The organism is Acinetobacter sp. ASP199 (assembly GCF_022700675.1).
Taxonomy (GTDB): Bacteria; Pseudomonadota; Gammaproteobacteria; order Pseudomonadales; family Moraxellaceae; genus Acinetobacter.
Genome location: NZ_CP062182.1, coordinates 3,003,415 through 3,023,025, shown reverse-complemented (window position 1 = coordinate 3,023,025; position 19,611 = coordinate 3,003,415). Strand labels below are relative to the sequence as shown.

At 43.9% G+C, this 19,611-nt stretch carries 14 protein-coding genes, 2 tRNA genes and 2 rRNA genes; 14 read left to right on the top strand and 4 right to left on the bottom strand.

All coding sequences use genetic code 11. The features are described from left to right. Positions 1–22: 22 nt before the first annotated feature. From IHE35_RS14505 to IHE35_RS14460, 10 genes are all read left to right on the top strand, one after another. Positions 23–99, top strand: a tRNA-Ile gene (locus tag IHE35_RS14505). A 41-nt stretch (positions 100–140) separates the two neighbouring features. After that, positions 141–216 (top strand) — tRNA-Ala (locus IHE35_RS14500). A 418-nt stretch (positions 217–634) separates the two neighbouring features. Further along, positions 635–3,528: ribosomal RNA gene (locus IHE35_RS14495) — 23S ribosomal RNA — on the top strand. Between the two features lie 181 nt (positions 3,529–3,709). After that, positions 3,710–3,824 (top strand): 5S ribosomal RNA (gene rrf / locus IHE35_RS14490). 167 nt (positions 3,825–3,991) lie between these two features. Further along, complete coding sequence (locus IHE35_RS14485) at positions 3,992–5,608, top strand: Na/Pi symporter (RefSeq protein WP_242788301.1); 1,617 nt, start codon at positions 3,992–3,994, stop codon at positions 5,606–5,608. Positions 5,609–6,216: 608 nt separating this feature from the next. After that, entirely contained in the window at positions 6,217–7,566 is a 1,350-nt protein-coding gene (locus IHE35_RS14480; RefSeq protein WP_242788300.1) for an MFS transporter, read from the top strand. 341 nt (positions 7,567–7,907) lie between these two features. Then, entirely contained in the window at positions 7,908–9,257 is a 1,350-nt protein-coding gene (locus tag IHE35_RS14475; protein WP_242788299.1) for an aromatic acid/H+ symport family MFS transporter, read from the top strand. 77 nt (positions 9,258–9,334) lie between these two features. After that, positions 9,335–9,676, top strand: a complete 342-nt coding sequence (locus IHE35_RS14470) for a hypothetical protein (RefSeq protein WP_242788298.1) — start codon at positions 9,335–9,337, stop codon at positions 9,674–9,676. Between the two features lie 245 nt (positions 9,677–9,921). Beyond that, complete coding sequence (locus IHE35_RS14465; RefSeq protein ID WP_242788297.1) at positions 9,922–10,176, top strand: VRR-NUC domain-containing protein; 255 nt, start codon at positions 9,922–9,924, stop codon at positions 10,174–10,176. 22 nt (positions 10,177–10,198) lie between these two features. Then, the gene (locus IHE35_RS14460) at positions 10,199–10,528 is read left to right on the top strand and encodes an ankyrin repeat domain-containing protein (RefSeq protein WP_242788296.1); all 330 of its coding nucleotides are present in this window, start codon (positions 10,199–10,201) and stop codon (positions 10,526–10,528) included. A gap of 58 nt (positions 10,529–10,586) precedes the next feature. Here the strand turns inward: IHE35_RS14460 and IHE35_RS14455 are convergent, their stop codons facing one another. After that, complete coding sequence (locus IHE35_RS14455; RefSeq protein WP_242788295.1) at positions 10,587–11,147, bottom strand: type 1 glutamine amidotransferase domain-containing protein; 561 nt, start codon at positions 11,145–11,147, stop codon at positions 10,587–10,589. A 374-nt stretch (positions 11,148–11,521) separates the two neighbouring features. Continuing rightward, positions 11,522–12,214 (bottom strand): TIGR04219 family outer membrane beta-barrel protein, encoded by a 693-nt coding sequence (locus IHE35_RS14450; RefSeq protein ID WP_242788294.1) that lies wholly within the window; start codon positions 12,212–12,214, stop codon positions 11,522–11,524. 302 nt (positions 12,215–12,516) lie between these two features. Here IHE35_RS14450 and IHE35_RS14445 point away from each other — a divergent pair, with 302 nt between their 5' ends. From IHE35_RS14445 to zupT, 4 genes are all read left to right on the top strand, one after another. Beyond that, on the top strand, positions 12,517–13,959 hold the full coding sequence (locus IHE35_RS14445; protein WP_242788293.1) for an aldehyde dehydrogenase family protein: 1,443 nt from the start codon (positions 12,517–12,519) through the stop codon (positions 13,957–13,959). Positions 13,960–14,436: 477 nt separating this feature from the next. Next, a complete protein-coding gene (locus IHE35_RS14440; protein WP_242788291.1) occupies positions 14,437–15,912 on the top strand; it encodes a sodium-dependent transporter in 1,476 nt (491 codons plus the stop codon). A gap of 10 nt (positions 15,913–15,922) precedes the next feature. Beyond that, positions 15,923–16,033, top strand: a complete 111-nt coding sequence (locus IHE35_RS14435) for a methionine/alanine import family NSS transporter small subunit (protein ID WP_004814066.1) — start codon at positions 15,923–15,925, stop codon at positions 16,031–16,033. A gap of 83 nt (positions 16,034–16,116) precedes the next feature. Continuing rightward, positions 16,117–16,932, top strand: a complete 816-nt coding sequence (gene zupT, locus IHE35_RS14430; RefSeq protein WP_242788289.1) for a zinc transporter ZupT — start codon at positions 16,117–16,119, stop codon at positions 16,930–16,932. Between the two features lie 53 nt (positions 16,933–16,985). On the opposite strand, the gene rsmB is transcribed toward zupT, so the two are convergent. Beyond that, positions 16,986–18,290, bottom strand: a complete 1,305-nt coding sequence (gene rsmB, locus IHE35_RS14425) for a 16S rRNA (cytosine(967)-C(5))-methyltransferase RsmB (protein ID WP_242788287.1) — start codon at positions 18,288–18,290, stop codon at positions 16,986–16,988. Continuing rightward, positions 18,287–19,249: a methionyl-tRNA formyltransferase gene (fmt, locus tag IHE35_RS14420; RefSeq protein ID WP_242788286.1), complete on the bottom strand. Its 963-nt coding sequence runs from the start codon at positions 19,247–19,249 to the stop codon at positions 18,287–18,289. Before fmt ends, rsmB begins: the two co-directional genes overlap by 4 nt. Between the last annotated feature and the right edge of the window lie 362 nt (positions 19,250–19,611).

Here is a 19,611-nt window from a genome sequence, read left to right as displayed (position 1 = left end):
TTCTTCATGACGATGTATCTGAGGGTCTGTAGCTCAGTTGGTTAGAGCACACGCTTGATAAGCGTGGGGTCACAAGTTCAAGTCTTGTCAGACCCACCATGACATACTCATACGATACATTGAATCCTAAATGATAAGCTGGGGACTTAGCTTAGTTGGTAGAGCGCCTGCTTTGCACGCAGGAGGTCAGGAGTTCGACTCTCCTAGTCTCCACCATCACATCATTGACTACTAGTTGGTCAAGCAGATGTAAGATGAGCTAAGAAATAAGCGATCAATTGATGAGATCCTAGAGATTAACAAGTACAAGCGTTATGATACGCGCACTTGATAATCTCTGTGATCTATCACAGTTGACTGCACTCCGACGAGGATGCAGTGAATCATTAACAGAATATATTTGAGTTGAAATAATTTGTTCAAACTCGTTTTAAACAACCTAACAAGCAATTGTGAAAGTTGAATGAAATGAGTTCTAGCGATTAAACTGAATCAAGCGTTTTGGTATATGAATCTAATTGAAGCTGTACAGTGCTTAAATGCACAAGACGCCAACTGTATGAGAGTGATGAGAAATCATCATGATCTGTTGCTAACCTAACTTGTAAGGGTTAACGACTGTTTGGGGTTGTATAGTCAAGTAATTAAGTGCATGTGGTGGATGCCTTGGCAGTCAGAGGCGATGAAAGACGTGATAGCCTGCGAAAAGCTCCGGGGAGGCGGCAAATATCCTGTGATCCGGAGATGTCTGAATGGGGAAACCCACCTGGTATAAGCCAGGTATCATTAACTGAATACATAGGTTAATGAGGCGAACGGAGGGAAGTGAAACATCTCAGTACCTCTAGGAAAAGAAATCAATTGAGATTCCCTCAGTAGCGGCGAGCGAACGGGGAACAGCCCATTAAGTCATATCAGTTTTAGTGGAATGCTCTGGGAAGTGCAACCATAGTGGGTGATAGTCCTGTACACGAAAGGGCTGATATGATGATGTCGAGTAGGGCGAGGCACGTGAAACCTTGTCTGAATATGGGGGGACCATCCTCCAAGGCTAAATACTCCTGACTGACCGATAGTGAACCAGTACCGTGAGGGAAAGGCGAAAAGAACCCCTGTGAGGGGAGTGAAATAGATCCTGAAACCGCATGCATACAAGCAGTGGGAGCCGACTTGTTCGGTGACTGCGTACCTTTTGTATAATGGGTCAGCGACTTATATTCAGTAGCAAGGTTAACCGTATAGGGGAGCCGTAGGGAAACCGAGTCTTAATAGGGCGTTTAGTTGCTGGGTATAGACCCGAAACCGGGTGATCTATCCATGAGCAGGTTGAAGGTTAGGTAACACTGACTGGAGGACCGAACCCACTGTCGTTGAAAAGCCAGGGGATGACTTGTGGATAGGGGTGAAAGGCTAATCAAACTCGGTGATAGCTGGTTCTCCCCGAAAGCTATTTAGGTAGCGCCTCGGACGAATACCATTGGGGGTAGAGCACTGTTTCGGCTAGGGGGTCATCCCGACTTACCAAACCGATGCAAACTCCGAATACCAATGAGTACTATCCGGGAGACAGACTGCGGGTGCTAACGTCCGTAGTCAAGAGGAAAACAATCCAGACCGCCAGCTAAGGCCCCTAAATTATAGTTAAGTGGGAAACGATGTGGGAAGGCATAGACAGCTAGGAGGTTGGCTTAGAAGCAGCCACCCTTTAAAGAAAGCGTAATAGCTCACTAGTCGAGTCGGCCTGCGCGGAAGATGTAACGGGGCTAAAACTATATGCCGAAGCTGCGGATTTGCAATTTATTGCAAGTGGTAGGGGAGCGTTCTGTAAGCCGATGAAGGTGGATTGAGAAGTCTGCTGGAGGTATCAGAAGTGCGAATGCTGACGTGAGTAACGACAAAGCGGGTGAAAAACCCGCTCGCTGAAAGACCAAGGGTTCCAGTCCAACGTTAATCGGGGCTGGGTGAGTCGACCCCTAAGGCGAGGCCGAGAGGCGTAGTCGATGGGAAATTGGTTAATATTCCAATACTTCTGTTTAATGCGATGAGAGGACGGAGAAGGTTAAGTCAGCCTGGCGTTGGTTGTCCAGGTGGAAGGTTGTAGGCATGTATCTTAGGCAAATCCGGGGTACTCTATGCTGAGAACTGATAGCAAGCTGTACTTGTACAGTGAAGTGGCTGATACCATACTTCCAGGAAAAGTCTCTAAGCTTCAGTTAAACAGGAATCGTACCCGAAACCGACACAGGTGGTCAGGTCGAGTAGACCAAAGCGCTTGAGAGAACTCTGCTGAAGGAACTAGGCAAAATGGTACCGTAACTTCGGGAGAAGGTACGCTGTTGATGGTGATAGGACTTGCTCCTTGAGCTGTCGACAGCCTCAGAAACCAGGCCCCTGCAACTGTTTATTAAAAACATAGCACTCTGCAAACACGAAAGTGGACGTATAGGGTGTGATGCCTGCCCGGTGCTGGAAGGTTAATTGATGTGGTTAGCGCAAGCGAAGCTATTGATCGAAGCCCCAGTAAACGGCGGCCGTAACTATAACGGTCCTAAGGTAGCGAAATTCCTTGTCGGGTAAGTTCCGACCTGCACGAATGGCATAATGATGGGGGCGCTGTCTCCAGCAGAGGCTCAGTGAAATCGAAATCGCCGTGAAGATGCGGTGTACCCGCGGCTAGACGGAAAGACCCCGTGAACCTTTACTGCAGCTTGACATTGAACTTTGATCTTACTTGTGTAGGATAGGTGGGAGGCTTTGAAGTGGCGACGCTAGTTGCCATGGAGCCGTCCTTGAAATACCACCCTGGTAATATTGAGGTTCTAACTCTGCTCCATTATCTGGAGCGAGGACCATGTCTGGTGGGTAGTTTGACTGGGGCGGTCTCCTCCTAAAGAGTAACGGAGGAGTACGAAGGTGCGCTCAGCGTGGTCGGAAATCACGCGTAGAGTATAAAGGCAAAAGCGCGCTTAACTGCGAGACCCACAAGTCGAGCAGGTACGAAAGTAGGTCTTAGTGATCCGGTGGTTCTGTATGGAAGGGCCATCGCTCAACGGATAAAAGGTACTCTGGGGATAACAGGCTGATACCGCCCAAGAGTTCATATCGACGGCGGTGTTTGGCACCTCGATGTCGGCTCATCTCATCCTGGGGCTGAAGCAGGTCCCAAGGGTATGGCTGTTCGCCATTTAAAGAGGTACGCGAGCTGGGTTTAGAACGTCGTGAGACAGTTCGGTCCCTATCTACCGTGGGCGCTGGAAATTTGAGAGGATCTGCTCCTAGTACGAGAGGACCAGAGTGGACGAACCTCTGGTGTACCGGTTGTGACGCCAGTCGCATCGCCGGGTAGCTATGTTCGGAAGGGATAACCGCTGAAAGCATCTAAGCGGGAAGCCTACCTCAAGATAAGATTTCCCTGTGACTTTATGTCACCTAAAGAGCCGTTGAAGACTACGACGTTGATAGGTTGGATGTGGAAGTGTAGTGATACATGAAGCTGACCAATACTAATTGCTCGTGAGGCTTGACTATACAACACCCAAACAGTTGTATGTAAAGCATCAATTGATTTCATATTAATCAAAGCAACTTGATTTAGTGATCAAGCTAGATAAAATGAACACCTTAGATTGACTCAAGTATCTCTGTTAATAACTCATTTGGTAGAAAGCAAGGCAACCATAAGACCTAGCGAGTATCCATAAACAGTTGTGCTGGCGACAATAGCAAGAGTGAACCACCTGATCCCTTCCCGAACTCAGAAGTGAAACCTCTTAGCGCTGATGGTAGTGTGGGGTTACCCATGTGAGAGTAAGTCATCGCCAGCTCATTATTCCAAAACACCCCCAATCAAAAGATTGAGGGTGTTTTTTTATGCGTAAAAAATAGAAATATAAGGCTAATAAAGGAAAAAGGTCTAAAAAGAATAAAGTTTACTTTCATACTGTTTTGATTATGATGTAATTGACTGAAAATAAAGCAATAAGGATAAGATTTGACTGAGGTCATTGTACAATTACTAGGCGGAATAGGGCTGTTTTTGTTGGGCATGAGCTTAATGACCGACACGCTAAAGAACCTTGCTGGTGATGCTTTACGTCAATGGTTTGCTAAATTTACAGGTTCACCGTTTAAAGCGATGAGTACGGGCATTATTGCCACCCTGATTGTGCAATCTTCCACGGCAACGACATTGGCAACCATTGGTTTTGTGAGTGCAGGGATCTTAAGTTTTGCTCAGTCGATCGGCGTAATCATTGGGGCGAATATTGGCACAACCAGTACGGGCTGGATGGTGGCATTCTTAGGCGTAAAGTTTTCGATTAGCCAATATGCATTGCCATTTATAGCCTTTGGTGCATTGGCAAAATTATTATTTAAAGGGCGTATTGCTTTAATTGGTCTGGCTGTTGCTGGTTTTGGCTTAATATTCTATGGAATCGATCTGCTTCAAATCGCGATGTCCGGTGTTGCGGAAAGAATAGATTTATCCGTTTTTGAAACAAAAGATTTTGGTGGAAAAATCCTGCTGGTACTGTTTGGTATCGTAATGACCATTATTTTGCAGTCATCTAGTGCTGCGATTACAACGACTTTGGCAGCATTAGCAAGTCAAGCTATTCAATTAGAACAAGCATTTATGCTGGTGATTGGTCAAAATATAGGAACGGTTGCAACTGCAATATTGGCTGCTATAGGTGCAAATGTCAGTGCCAAAAGAACAGCAGCCGTGCATCTCAGTTTTAATGTACTCAGTGCAGTGTTGGCTTTTTTTATTCTTGTACCGATGTTTGTTCACTTCAGTGCAGCAGGGCAAATATTTGCAGGCTTAAGTGCTGTGGTATTGGTTGCAGCTTTTCATACACTTTTTAGTTTGCTGGGGGCATGTATTTATATGCCTTTAATTCCTCAATTTTCCGGGCTACTGATGAAATTGATTCCGGATGATCAGGATGATGTCATGCTGATGCTGAATGAAGCAAGTTTAGAAGTCCCAATACTGGCCTTGTCTGCAATTGATCAAGTGATGCGCCATTTATTCACTCAGCAATTCTTATATTTAGCACATGCGATTAAAGATGGGGTTTACCCATCGGCAGCCATGTTGAAACAGCTTGATGAAAGGTTGATGGCCCTTGAAGCCTTTATTCAAAAACTAGAACCATTCGAAGATCAAAAAAATCAGCAGCACGTATTATATATATTGCGTTTGATGGTGTATTTGAAGGTTCTCAGAAGTGATCTAACCCAACTTGAACTGACTCAGGCCATACGTACTCAACCGTCGCTGAATCAACTTGCTTTAGAGTATGCGGAAGTCCTGGAAAATGAATTAGATTTCAATCAAGCCCTGCAACAGACAAAAAATTATCAGCATTTATTATCTGATTTAAAGCGCTTGAAAATAGCTCTGAAAGCAAATCGAGAGGAGCTACGCCAAGATATACATCAATATGCGCAATTGCATCATTTAAAAATGAATGAAACATTTGAATTGCTGGCAGGACAACGTTGGCTAGATCGAGTGATTGCACATAGCCAACGTACGGTGAATGTTTTGCAGGATCAGTATTTATTTAATACGACACTAACTGAGGATGAGCATGCTTAAGGGTCGTTCTTAAGCCTTCTTTATGTGTTTACACACACTGTATGCACTAGGGCCGCTGGTTAACGAAACTGATGAGGTGGCAGGCTATTGGTTAGCTAATAGTTTAATGTTTTGCTGGCGATGAATATTGCTGCAGTTATTGGCATCGCAGGCGGTGGTATTCTGCTAGATAAGTTCCATTTAAAACCGATGATCATTACTCTCTGGCTGTCAGATCCCGTGGCAAAGCAGAAGCTTAAGGCTGTCAAGGCTTAGTGACACACAGGTTCTTATATTCATTTTTAGTCTATAAAAACCGTGAAACCCCTTCAAATAAGGGGTTTCAGCATTTAAATTCATAATTTTTAGCAGAAATCAAAAAATATTTTTTTCTAGAAAAATCACTAAAAAAATCCACTTAAAAATACATTTTAAATATATAAAACAATAATTTAAATATTAATAATAACGTGAATATTCACATAATAAAATGCATCTAAAGCTTTAATTTAGCTTAACTATGGTCTTATTGTAAGGCAAAAACTGCTTCAGTATATTCGCTGCAACTGATTATTTTTTCGTAATAGTCAGTAGGATATATGGACAAGTACTCATGGGAGATGAGAACGATGACAACGGAAAAAATAGATGTAAATTCTGTAGTCGATAATGCGAAATTCACGCCTTTCCACTTCAATGTAGTTGCTTGGTGTTTACTCATTATCTTATTTGACGGCTACGATTTAGCAATCAATGGTGTAGTTTTACCACTATTGATGCAAGACTGGGGCTTAAGTGCAGTGCAAGCGGGAATGCTTGCCAGTACAGCTCTTGCAGGCATGATGTTTGGTGCGATGATCTTTGGTTCCTTGGCGGACAAGATTGGTCGTAAGAAAGTGATCATGATCTGTATTGTTTTATTCAGCGGTTTAACCTTTGCAGGTGGTTTTGCTTCAAATCCAACAGAATTTGGTATTTTACGTTTCCTTGCTGGTTTAGGCATTGGTGGTGTAATGCCAAACCTTGTGGCTTTAACATCTGAATATGCACCACAGAAAATGCGTAGTACGCTTGTGACTGGTATGTTCAGTGGTTATGCCGTAGGTGGTGTAATGGCAGCGTTATTAGGCTCATGGTTTACGCCAACATTTGGTTGGGAAATCATGTTCTTTATCGCAGGTATTCCACTATTCTTATTACCAGTGATTTGGAAATTCCTACCTGAATCATTGTCATATATTGTGAAAGAAAACCGCCAAGCAGAAGCGCGTGCAATCGTGCGTCGTATGGCACCAGATGTAAAAGTAACTGAAAATACAGTATTTACTTTACCTCAGGAAAATGTACCTGAAGCGGCAAACGTAGTGAGCTTGTTCCGTCGTGGTCGTGCTGTAAATACATTACTGTTCTGGATTGCGTTCTTCACTTGCTTGCTGACGATGTATGCTCTCAGCAGCTGGTTGCCAAAATTGATGATGGCTGCGGGCTACTCAATGGACAACAGCTTGATGTTCATGATGGTAATGAATATTGGTGCGGTTGTGGGTATTGTGGGCGGTGGTATTCTGGCTGACCGTTTCCATTTGAAACCAGTATTGATGTGCTTAGGTATCATGGGTGCGACTGTAATGAGCTTAATGGGCTTTGCATCTAACCAATTCTTACTTTACATCCTGGTGTTCCTGGCTGGTGCAGCATCAATCGGTTCACAAATGTTGCTATACAGCTATGTAGCACAGTACTACCCACTGGCAGTACGTTCTACAGGTATTGGCTGGTCTTCTGCGATTGGTCGTATGGGTGCGATTGTAGGTCCAATCCTGATTGGTGGCTTACTCGGTATGAATCTGCCTGCACACTTCAACTTTATGGCAGTTGGTTTACCGGTACTGATTACAGCAATTGCGGTTGCACTGATCATGCATGAAAATGAAGCTGACAAGATTGGTTCAGCAGAGACAGTTGCAGCAAAAGCTTAAAACCAAGTTTGAAATAAGAAGCCTCCGAAAGGGGGCTTTTTTTATGAGTTAAAAAAAGAGACAAGTTCGTCCTTTGAAAAATTAATGACTTATACATATTTAAAAAATTGGTTTTATTTTTGGTCGATATGACAATGCTTATTTTGATCAAAAAGAAAACGCATGGGTTTAGTTATTTGGCGATCGTTAAGACTTTTGTCGGGTATTTCAGTGCATAAACCTATGCTCAACTAATGATCAGCGAAAACATGACCGTATCGATCTATAAAAATAACAGCAAAGAATGAATCTGCATGTTTCGCGTACATAACAATGACATTTAATCTCACAGGAGGTGAGAGGTGACAATGAATACAGTCAATGTAAATGACGTGATTGATCAGGCCAAATTTACCCCATTTCACAGCAACGTGGTGTTTTGGTGTTTGCTAATCATTTTATTTGATGGCTATGACCTTGCGATCAATGGTGTGGCATTACCGTTATTGATGCAAGAGTGGTCCTTAAGTGCGGTTCAGGCGGGCATGCTCGCAAGTACAGCACTTGCCGGCATGATGTTTGGTGCAATGATGTTTGGAACACTGGCCGATAAAATTGGCCGTAAAAAAGTGATTCTTATTTGTGTGCTGATTTTCAGTGGTTTTACCTTTGCAGGTGGTTTTGCCTCAAACCCCACTGAATTTGGTGTGCTGCGCTTTCTTGCAGGTTTAGGCATTGGCGGTGTCATGCCAAACCTTGTGGCTTTAACCTCAGAATATGCACCTGCGCGTTTGCGTGCCACGCTTGTAACCACCATGTTTAGTGGTTATGCGGTAGGTGGTGTGATGGCCGCATTACTCGGTGCATGGTTGACTCCCAATTTTGGTTGGGAAATCATGTTCTTCATCGCGGGTATTCCACTGTTACTGTTACCGATCCTTTGGAAATTCTTACCAGAGTCATTAACGTTTTTGGTCAAAGCCAAACAAGACAAACATGCCCATGCGATTATGCAGCGTTTGGATACATCACTGAGCTTCAACGTTGAAACCAAACTTGAACTGAGTGAAGTCAAAGTTGCTGAGCCTGCCTTTGTGAGCAGTTTATTCAAACAAGGTCGTGCAGCGAGTACCTTGCTGTTTTGGCTAGCTTTCTTTATGTGTCTACTGACCTTATATGCGCTTGGCAGCTGGTTACCTAAACTGATGATGGCTGCAGGTTACTCACTGGGTAATAGTTTGATGTTCTTGCTTGCCATGAATATTGGTGCGGTGATTGGCACAGTCGGTGGCGGAATTTTGGCAGATAAATTCCATTTGAAACCAGTGATTATTAGTCTATGTTTGGCGGGGGCTGTGGCATTGTCTTTACTTGGCTTTAAGTCACCGCAACCTGTAATTTATTTCTTGGTGGCGGTTGCGGGTGCATCTGCGATTGGTGGTCAGATTTTGCTGTATAGCTATGTGGCACAGTATTACCCATTAACCGTACGTTCGACAGGTATTGGTTGGGCTTCAGCAGTAGGGCGTAGTGGTGCGATTGTGGGGCCGATTCTGATTGGTATGCTGTTGGGTATGGAGCTTCCACATCAGATTAACTTTATGGCAGTGGGTTTCCCTGTGATTATTGTGGCTATTGCGGTTGCGCTCATTTCACGGAAATCAGCACCTGAAGCATTGCCAACTTCTAAACCTGTTGCATTAAAAGCTTAAAATCAAGTTTGAAATAAGAAGCCTCCGAAAGGGGGCTTTTATATGTTATAAAATTTTAATTTTAATAATGATTATGTATGAAAAGAAAATCAGAATCGCTAATACAACAATGTGAACGTTTAAACATAGATTATATTGAAATAAAACTTGATTACGAAGGTAAACCAGAAATAGCCCTTCTTGAATATTTTAAAAACCAAGGTTCTATAGGGACTACATCGGAAGGAGGTGCAATCTTAACTTTTATGAAAGCATGTTTTTTAGATAAGTTATCAGAATTAAATAGTTTTGGTTGTAAAGATGACGCATGTAATAGGTATTTAGAAGCACAGTTCGAAATTTTGAAAGATTTTAAAGATGTTATAATTAACTCCATAGACTCATTATCTAAAGAAACTTTTATTAGGGTTCTTGCATAAATCATTTTTTAATCACTACAAAGGAAATCCCCTCTCCTTGTAGGAGACTTGCGGAGCACATGCTCCTCAGGGAGAGGTTTTTTAGAAGAAATCCCCTCATCCTAACCTTCTCCCAGAGGGAGAAGGAACTTTCAATATCCATTTAAACATGAATATAACGATCATTTTTTGATTTATGAAAGAGATCTATTAAAAATGCAGAAGAAATACTTAATAAGCAATTTATAAAAAGTATTTATCCTGATTTGAATCTGAATATTTTAATTGCTTTGTACGACTCCTTATCTAAAGATAATATCAAAAAATTAGCTTATAAATTTTCTGAAAATCCTTATGGTTATCGTTCTGGTTGGCCTGATATAGTTGTAGAAAAACAAAAAGAAATTTATTTTATCGAGGTTAAAACTAAAGATAAATTACATGAAAGCCAGTTATATACAATTCCAGTAATGAAAGAAATTCTTCCTTTTGCGTTTATGGTATATCGTATAAAAAAGTAGTTTTTAAAATTGGTAGTCAACTATGAACCTCAAATCATTCTCCCCAATCCCTGAAGATGACGATGAACTGCATCTTCCTGAACTGGTGTACTGGGCATCCTTAGGTGATGTCGAACAGGTCGAGCAGGCACTACAGGAAGGTATGAACGTCAACTCCGCTGATGAAGAAGGCTATAGCGCATTACAGGCTGCTGCTGAAAATGATCATCTTGAAGTGGTGAAGCTGCTGGTGAGTAAAGGCGCAGATGTCGATCATCGCAGCACCTATACCGCTTTAGAGCTGGCTGAAATGGCAGGCAATAAAGATGTTGTGGAATATCTAAAAAGCCTGAAAGGCAGTATTCCTAAATAAGAAAGAATAAAAAAAGAAACCCCACAAGCTGGGGTTTCTTTTTGAAGCTAGTTTAGGACTATGGAATGATATCCATATCCGCTTCCAGTTCTTCCACAATCGCGGTATTAAAAGCCGGTAAATCATCCGGATTACGTGAAGTAATCAGCACCCAGCCATTGGTATTACAGCGGTGCACTTCTTCATCAACCCATTTTGCACCGGCATTTTCCAGATCCAGCTTGATACTCTTATAAGAGGTCAGGTTTTTATCTTTGACCCGACCCGCATCAATCAGCGTCCATGGTCCATGACAGATGGCCGCAATCGGTTTCTGATTATCGGCAAAATACTGGATAATGCGTTGGGCATCTTCATTAATACGCAATTTATCAGCATTCACTGTTCCGCCAGGAATGACCAGCAAATCATAATCTTCAACACTGACTTCACTCAGGGTTGTATCGGGTGTGTATTGTGCACTTGGTTTGCTGTCACTTTCCATGGTTTGAACATCTTCATTTTTTTCTGCAGCATGAATCACCACAAAACCATGCGACTGCAAGAAATCCATTGGCTGGACTAATTCATCGTGTTCAATGCCCACGTTCGAAGTGATAAACAGAATTTTCTTGACCATGATTGTATATCTCAATATCTGCAGGGTTCTTTAGCTTAGCAATAAGGCATTTTTTGCAATGTTGCTTTTTTAGCCGAGGACTGTAAGCATTTATAGAAGAAAAGCCTGCTAGAACAACAGAGAAAAACAATAGATGGAAAAAAGCCCCGATATCCTATCGGGGCTTTTCCGTATTTCGTGCTCTAGGTATAACTCCTGTCGTACCTCACGTCCTGGTGCATCTGCTTATTTTTGTTTTTATGTTTCGGAGCATCCTGCTCTCTATGTGTTTAAGATACTGCAGCTTGCTGTAGCTCGAAAGACGCAGATAACGGCTTGTGTTGTAAGCCTAGGCTTACAGGATTTAGGCTACTTTCTTTAAGCTATTATTTTCATTAAAAGTGTATATCCAGACCGATATAAGGACCTTTAAATTCCAGCTGAAGATCTGGCACATTATTTTGCTCGGCATCAATTTTCATGATGCGATAGCCCAGCTTGGCACCGAGGTCTACCGCCAGATTATCAATAAAGTCGTATTGAAGCTCAGCCTGTATATCGGTCTTTTTAGTGTCGCTGCCATGGCTGTAAACAGCTTCAGCTTTGGCACTCATACCGGTAAATGGCAGTTTGACACCAGCTGTTGCGTAGAGCAGAGGGCTGTATTCATCCAGATCGTACTGGGTTAAAGCACCGGCGTTCAGGTTTTTCACCGTACCAGCCAGATTGGTTAAGCCGACACCGACATCCGCATGCAGCACTGTATCTACTAATTCGTAATACAGAATATAGTCGATATTGTTCAGCTCGATATCTGAAGCATTCAGCACAGTGCTTTGCTCGCTGTTGCTGTCGAGATTTACATATTTGATTTTCGCATTTGGCAACAACGGTACTGGATGTTCCAAAGCTACCGACAGCTGTGCCGTACCTTGACGGTCCAGATCATGTTTGTTTGCATTATCTGATTGGCTATACCCGTCAAAATTCCAGTAGCTGGCATCGGCTTTCAGACCAATGACATCGGCATGGCTGACAGTGCTCAGTGCCAGTCCGCATAATAAGGTGTTGATGATTCTTGCGTGCATAGGTTGAATTTCCTTGTGCTTGACTCAAATTGAGCAATTTTATGACCTAAATCCATATTTTTAGTATTTCTGGCTAGCTGCATCATATAGATAATTTTCAAAATGTATATGGCAGAAAACAGGGGATTATCCAGTTAGATTGAGCTTAATTGTTCAGTTTTATTTTGCTAGATCTGGAACAATTGTATAGCAGGCTTTTCAGCCATCTAAACCAAGGTCTACATTTTAAAAACGCATGTCACTGGATCTTGGGCATATAATCAAATATATCGAAATATTGCGTGACCCTGAAAGGACGTGACATGACTAAACCCCAAGCAGTAATCGACTATCCGCTTTATGTGGCAGGTAAGGCCGTGGAAACCTCAGAATGGCTGGAGGTTCAGGATAAATATACGCATAAGGTCTGCGCACGTGTGGCATTGGCAGATGCCAAAATTCTGGAAAAAGCCATTAAAGCAGCAGTGAAAGCTGAAGCAGAAATGGCGGCTCTGGAACCCTATCAGAAACAGAAAATCCTGTTGCACTGCGTGAAACGCTTTAATGAAATTCGCGATCAACTGACCGAGATTCTCATTGCAGAGGGTGGCAAGCCACGTAAAGCTGCGGCAGCTGAAGTAGAACGTCTGATCAATACTTTCCAGATCGCTGCCGATGCGGTGAGCCAAGTCGATTCAGGTCGCATGATCCCATTGGCAGTCACAGCTGCGGCATCGGGTTATCAGGGTTTTGTGAAGCAGGTTCCGATTGGCGCCGTCTCCCTGATCAGTCCTTTTAATTTTCCGCTGAATCTGACCGCTCACAAGATTGCTCCAGCGATTGCAGCGGGTTGTCCCTTTGTCTTAAAGCCTGCCAGCCTGACACCGGTATCGGCCTTGAAGATTGCTGAAATTCTGGCAGAAACTGACTTGCCGCCAAATGCATTCTCGGTATTGCCATGTCCACGTGAACTGGCGGATGTACTGGTCACCGATGACCGCTTTAAGATGCTCAGTTTTACCGGTTCCGATGTGGTCGGTTGGGATATGAAAGCGCGGGCAGGACGTAAGAAAGTCACGCTGGAACTGGGTGGTAATGCTGCAGTAATGATCGAGCCGGATACTGAAATCACGGATAGCTTTATTGATCGTTTGATTGGTGGTGCTTTTGGCCATGCCGGACAGGTCTGCATTAGTGTGCAGCGCATTCTGGTGCATCAAGACATCTACGTTGATGTGAAGAAAAAGCTGGTGGCTAAGCTGAAAAAACTCAAAGCAGCCGATCCTGATCTGGACACCACCGTGGTCGGTCCAATGATTAAGGAAGCTGAAGCCAAACGTCTGAAAAAATGGCTGGATAAAGCCGTGAAGAAAGGCGCTAAAGTTCTCAGCGGTGGCAAGCTGGATGGCGTGATGTTTGAGCCAACCTTACTGGAAGATGTTGATCATGGTCTGGAAGTGTACAAGGACGAAGTATTTGGTCCGGTGGCAATTCTGGAAAAATACAGTGATTTTGCAGCAGGGATCGAGTGCATTAACAGTAGCCGTTTTGGTTTGCAGGCCGGTGTCTATACCCAGAATCTGAACAAGATGTTGTATGCCTGGAATCAGTTGCATGTTGGTGGCGTGATCATCAATGACATTCCATCTTTCCGTGTCGATAATATGCCGTATGGTGGTGTAAAGGATTCGGGGCTAGGACGTGAAGGCATCCAGTCTGCAATTCGTGACATGCAGGAAGAGCGAATGCTGGTGATTAAAGCCTGAATCATGATTTAAGTTTAAAGTGTTCAGATCATGCGTATATTTGCTCATGATCTGATTTTTTTAAAGTTCAGCTATTCAATAAGGAGAGAACAGGAATAATTTTTATATCTCATCAAGATATACTTAAAAAACAATACATTCCTAAAAGTTAATATACTTATAACTTAATAAATCAAGATGGGCCTGGAGAAATATTGAACGGTTGAACAAGATATATTATAAAAATTTAATATTAGGAGCAGAATTTACACAAATTATACTCAAAACTCAGTATTGTTAAATCCATATACACGGACAGTATGGCCAAGATGCTTTATCCAGGATTTGACATGCTAGACCGTTAGCTGATTTAGAAGCTGAGGCTCACAAGGCAAAGCTCCAATTGAAGCACCCAGAATTATTTTTATTGGTACTTTTTTTGCTCGCGCGATAACCACAATAAGCAGCATCTAAAGAGACCTAAGGTTTAGGTGTTCTATGACAGATACTCGAGAGAATTGGTCGGCACGATCAGGATTTATTATTGCAGCAATTGGCTCTGCAGTAGGGTTGGGTAATATTTGGCGTTTTCCATACGTTGCCTATGAAAATGGTGGAGGCGCATTCCTGATTCCTTATCTGATTGCGATTTTTGCAGCAGGTTTGCCATTATTGTTTTTAGATTATGCAGTTGGACACAAGTTCCGCAAAGCACCGCCAATGGCCTATAAAAAACTCATGAATGCAGAATCTCTGGGTTGGTGGCAGGTGATGGTGACTCTGGTCATCGGGATTTATTATGCCAGCGTGTTGTCCTGGGCCGGCAGTTATATGTTCTATTCCTTCGGACAGCAGTGGGGCACAGACACACAAGGCTTCTTCTTCAATACCTACCTGCAAAATGGTGAAGGCCTGACTTTCGGCTTTGTACCGGTACTGTTCTTTGGTCTGGTAGTTGTTTGGGCAGCGGTCATGCTGATTCTTTACGGTGGAGTACGCCGTGGGGTGGAACTGGCGAATAAAATCTTTATGCCATTACTGGTGATTTTATTCACGATCCTGGTGATTCAGGCAGTACGTTTACCTGGTGCAGTCGATGGTTTAAATGCCTTCTTTACTCCGAACTGGGAAGCCATGACCAATTATAAAGTCTGGCTGGCAGCTTTTGGTCACATCTTCTTCTCACTTTCGGTGGGTTTCGGGATTATGTTGACCTATGCGTCTTACTTGAAACGTAAAACCAACCTGACCGGTTCAGGCATCGTGGTGGCATTGGCCAACTCGTCTTTTGAAATCCTGGCGGGTATTGGTGTCTTTGCAGCACTTGGTTTTATGGCGTTCAGCTCAGGTGCGAAAGTTGAAGATGTGGTGTCCGGTGGTATCGGTCTGGCCTTTATTGCTTTCCCGAAAATCATTTCCAGTTTAGGCTCAGGCGGTGACCTGTTCGGTTTCCTGTTCTTTGGTTCATTGACGGTGGCGGGTATTACCTCCATGGTGAGCATCCTGCAGGTACCAATTGCGGCATTCCAGGACAAGTTGGGCTGGTCAAAGAACAAGTCAGTAACGATTATTGCTGGTGGTTCAGCAGTGGTATCGACTTTGATCTTCTCGACTCATAGTGCTATTACATTTGTTGACATCATTGACTACTTTGCCAATAACATTGGTATTGTCGGTGGTGGCCTGTTATCGATTATTTTATTGTCATGGTTCCGCCGTCCATTGATGAAACAGCTGGAAGAACATGTTAACCAGTTTGCCAGCGTGAAACTTGGTGCGAGCTGGAAGTTCATGCTGACCTTCATCACCCCTTTGTCTTTATTACTGGCACTGGGTTTAACCCTGAAATCTATCTTGGCAGAAGGCTATGGTGGTTATCCCGCAAGTACGCTGTGGATGATTGGTGGGGGTACCCTTGCATTCTTTATTCTGGGCGCCATTCTGTTCAGTCTAGTTAAAGACCGTCATAGTTAGGAGAACGAATATGAATACATCTGCATTGATTATGATGATTTTCTCCATCGTTTTATTATGGGGTGGTCTGGTACTGTCTGTGATTCATCTGGCAAAAAATCCGGAAGAACCAGAAGACTAACAATCTTCACATAAACTGATTGTTGCTGTAAATGAAAGTCATTATCATCTTTGCTGATAATGGCTTTTTTAATGGGCGGACTTATGGGTATTGCTCCCGTGACGGATGCACAAGTCTATACAGCCTTTGCCGTGACTTTATTTGCTGGATTGGCCACCGTTGTCGGTGGGGGACTGGTGCTATTTTTAGAAAAGCCCAATCTGCGTATCATGTCTTTCGGTCTGGCCTTTGCTGCCGGGGCAATGATTTATGTGTCCCTGACTGAGATCCTGACCAAATCCATTGATTCCTTTAGCATAACTTATGGCGCAAAAATGGGTTATGCCTGGGGAACCTTGACCTTATTACTGGGTGCAGTCTTGGTGCTGTTACTGGATCATCTGGTACCCAATCCGCACGAGACCCTAGAAAAAAATAATACCCAGGATCTAGGGCAGGAGCAGTTGCTACGTACCGGTTTACTCACCTTATTTGCTATTACTGCACATAATTTGCCGGAAGGCATGGCGACCTTTTTTGCAACCTTGGAAAGTCCGATGCTGGGTGCACCGTTGGCAGTAGCGATTGCGATTCATAATATCCCGGAAGGTGTAGCGATTGCCTTGCCGGTGTATATGGCGACGCATCGGCAATCTTATGCTTTGCTCGCCAGTCTGGTTTCTGGTCTGGCGGAACCTTTGGGCGCCGCGTTGGGGTACTTCATTCTGGCGCCGTATCTGAATACCACCATCTATGGCATCATTTTCGGCCTGATCGGGGGCGTGATGGTCTATCTGGCACTGGATGAAATGTTGCCGACAGCCAAGCGCTATTCCAAAGGTCATGAAACTGTTTATGGCCTGATTAGCGGGATGGCGGCGCTCGCCAGCAGCCTGGTGATTTTTAAATTTTTACAGTAAATCCAGAATATAAAAAAAGGTAGCTGAAGCTACCTTTTTCTTTAGGTTAATACTCAAGCTGTTTTTTCGATACGGCAATAGAAGAAACCATCGCCTTGCCCAGCTTTCGGTAACAGCTGACGACCATGGGTCTGCTCAATGCCCCAATCAGCTTCGATCTTGATTTCTTTAGCATCCGCATGGGTGTTAAAGAATTCGAGCATCTGCTGTTCATTTTCTGCTTTCAAAATTGAACAGGTGATATACAGCAAAGTGCCGCCAACTTTTAGCTGCTGCCACATATTTTCTAGAATCTGCTTTTGCAGTTCCACAGTCTGGGCAATATCAGTAGATTGACGCAGCAGGCGGATATCAGGGTGACGACGCATAACACCAATCGCTGAGCAGGGTGCATCCAGCACGATACAGTCCGGCTGTTCAGCGGCTTGCCAGCTGATCGCATCGGCAGTCACGATTTCTACGTGTTCGCCTTCAAGCAGCAGACGTTCCAGATTTTCCTGCACACGTAGCAGACGTTTGGCATCCTGATCCAGTGCAATCAGCTTTTTAGGGCTGTATTTTTCCAGAATATGTGCCGTCTTACCGCCCGGTGCTGCGCAGGCATCGACAACATATTTGTTATTCAGGTCTGGCAGCAAAGTCGCACAGAGCTGGGCATGTTCATCCTGTACCGAAAAACCGCCGACATCAAAACCAGGCAGATGCGGTATATGGCCATTCTCATCCAGCACGATCCCAACATTGGAAATTGTACAGGCATGTGCAGCAATGTCATGCTCATCCAGAATTTCCAGATATTCATCACGACTGACCTGACGTTCATTAACGCGTAAGGTTAGTGGAGCTACCTGTTTCAGTTCAGTGCTGATTTCCACCAGTTGTTCCGGCCAGTCTTTCTTTAGACGTTTGTACAACCAGCTTGGCAAACCATGCGCCTGTTTTAATGCAGCCTGAAATTCAGGTGTTTCACGTGAAACACGACGTAAGATGGCATTCACTACACCACTCAAGGCCTGATAACCGAGCTGCTTAACGGCTGTTACGGTTTCAGAAATTGCAGCATGCGGGGCAATACGGGTTTCCAGCAACTGGTACAGACCGACATAGAGACAGGTTTCTACTGTGTCATTGTTAATTGGTTTCACCAGGAGTGGCAAGGTTACGCTTTTCAGCGCATACCACTGACGCAGTGTCCCAAGAACCAGTTCGTGGAACAGGGCGCGGTCACGCTCTGCCACTTTGCCAAGATGTTGTGGCAAAACACTGGCAAGTGATTGCCCTTGCTGTACCGCGAGCAGGGTGCGAATCACCTGGGCACGTAAATTCAGGTGTGATGTGCCGGCTTCGTAATGACTCATGCCAGTATTTGTCCTACATGTAATTTTTGGGTTTGATTGATTTGAACCGGATTCAGCGCTTTACCGCCCGGCCATTGCAGTGAAGTCAGGCAAATGGCTTTTTGATCACCACAAGCGACATGTACACCATGTTTATCTAGCGCAAGGATAGTTCCGGGTGCCTGGCCTTCAGCATTTTCCTGAGATAACAAAGAACCCCAAACGCGCAGGTTATTCGTTTCATCAAGAGGCGTAAAAGCCACTGGCCATGGATTAAATGCGCGGATATTGCGGTCAATGCTGACAGCATCCTGAGTCCAGTCGATTTTAGCTTCTGCCTTGGACAATTTATGTGCATAAACCGTAAGTGCTTCATCCTGCACTTCGCGCTTATCAAGATAGTGCTGTAGAGATTCTTCTGTTTCCAGTACTTTGACTGTGGCTTCAGCACCTTGCTGAGCCAGCTTGTCATGCAAAGAAGCTGAGGTGTCTTGTGGCTCAATCGGGCAGATGGTTTTATACATCATGTCGCCAGTATCTAAGCCAGCCGCCATTTTCATAATGGTCACACCAGTCTCGGCATCCCCCGTAGCGATGGCACGTTGAATCGGTGCGGCGCCACGCCAGCGAGGTAGCAATGAACCGTGAATATTCAGGCAGCCATATTTCGGTGTATCTAAAACCACTTGCGGCAGGATCAGACCATAAGCTGCCACCACCATGACATCCGCATTTAAGGCTTTTAACTCAGCTTGAGCGGCCAGACCTTCTTCGGTTGAAGATTTAAAATGTAGCGGTTGATAGACCGGAATATTGTGTTCCAGTGCCAGCTGTTTAACCGCGGATGCCGTCAGTTTTTGCCCGCGACCGGCTTTACGGTCTGGCTGGGTATACACCGCCACAATCTCATGGTCGGTTTTTAGCAGCGCAGCCAATGCAGTGGCTGCAAATTCTGGTGTGCCTGCAAAAATGATTTTCACGGATGAAATTCCAAATAAACTTAAAAGCATTATAAGGCATAAGGCAATTCGCAGCCTAATTCAGCACAGCCTTTAAAGCCAATCGTTGCTGATTACACTGATAAATCACTCAGATTTCATATAAAAAAAACTCATGCAAATTGTAAAAAATATTCATGAAAGTTTTGTATTTAAACCGGAACGATAGCGGTATAGTAGATTTTACTAAAAGATTTTAATCGTGTAGGTACTGAAACTGCGCTGAGCATATCCCAACCTGTCACATCGATAAGCGCCTGATCTGCCGTGTGACTTGGTGTATAATATGTTCAATTTTCGACTGATTTCATGCTCTCGATCAGACAGATTTCGCCAGAGTGAAT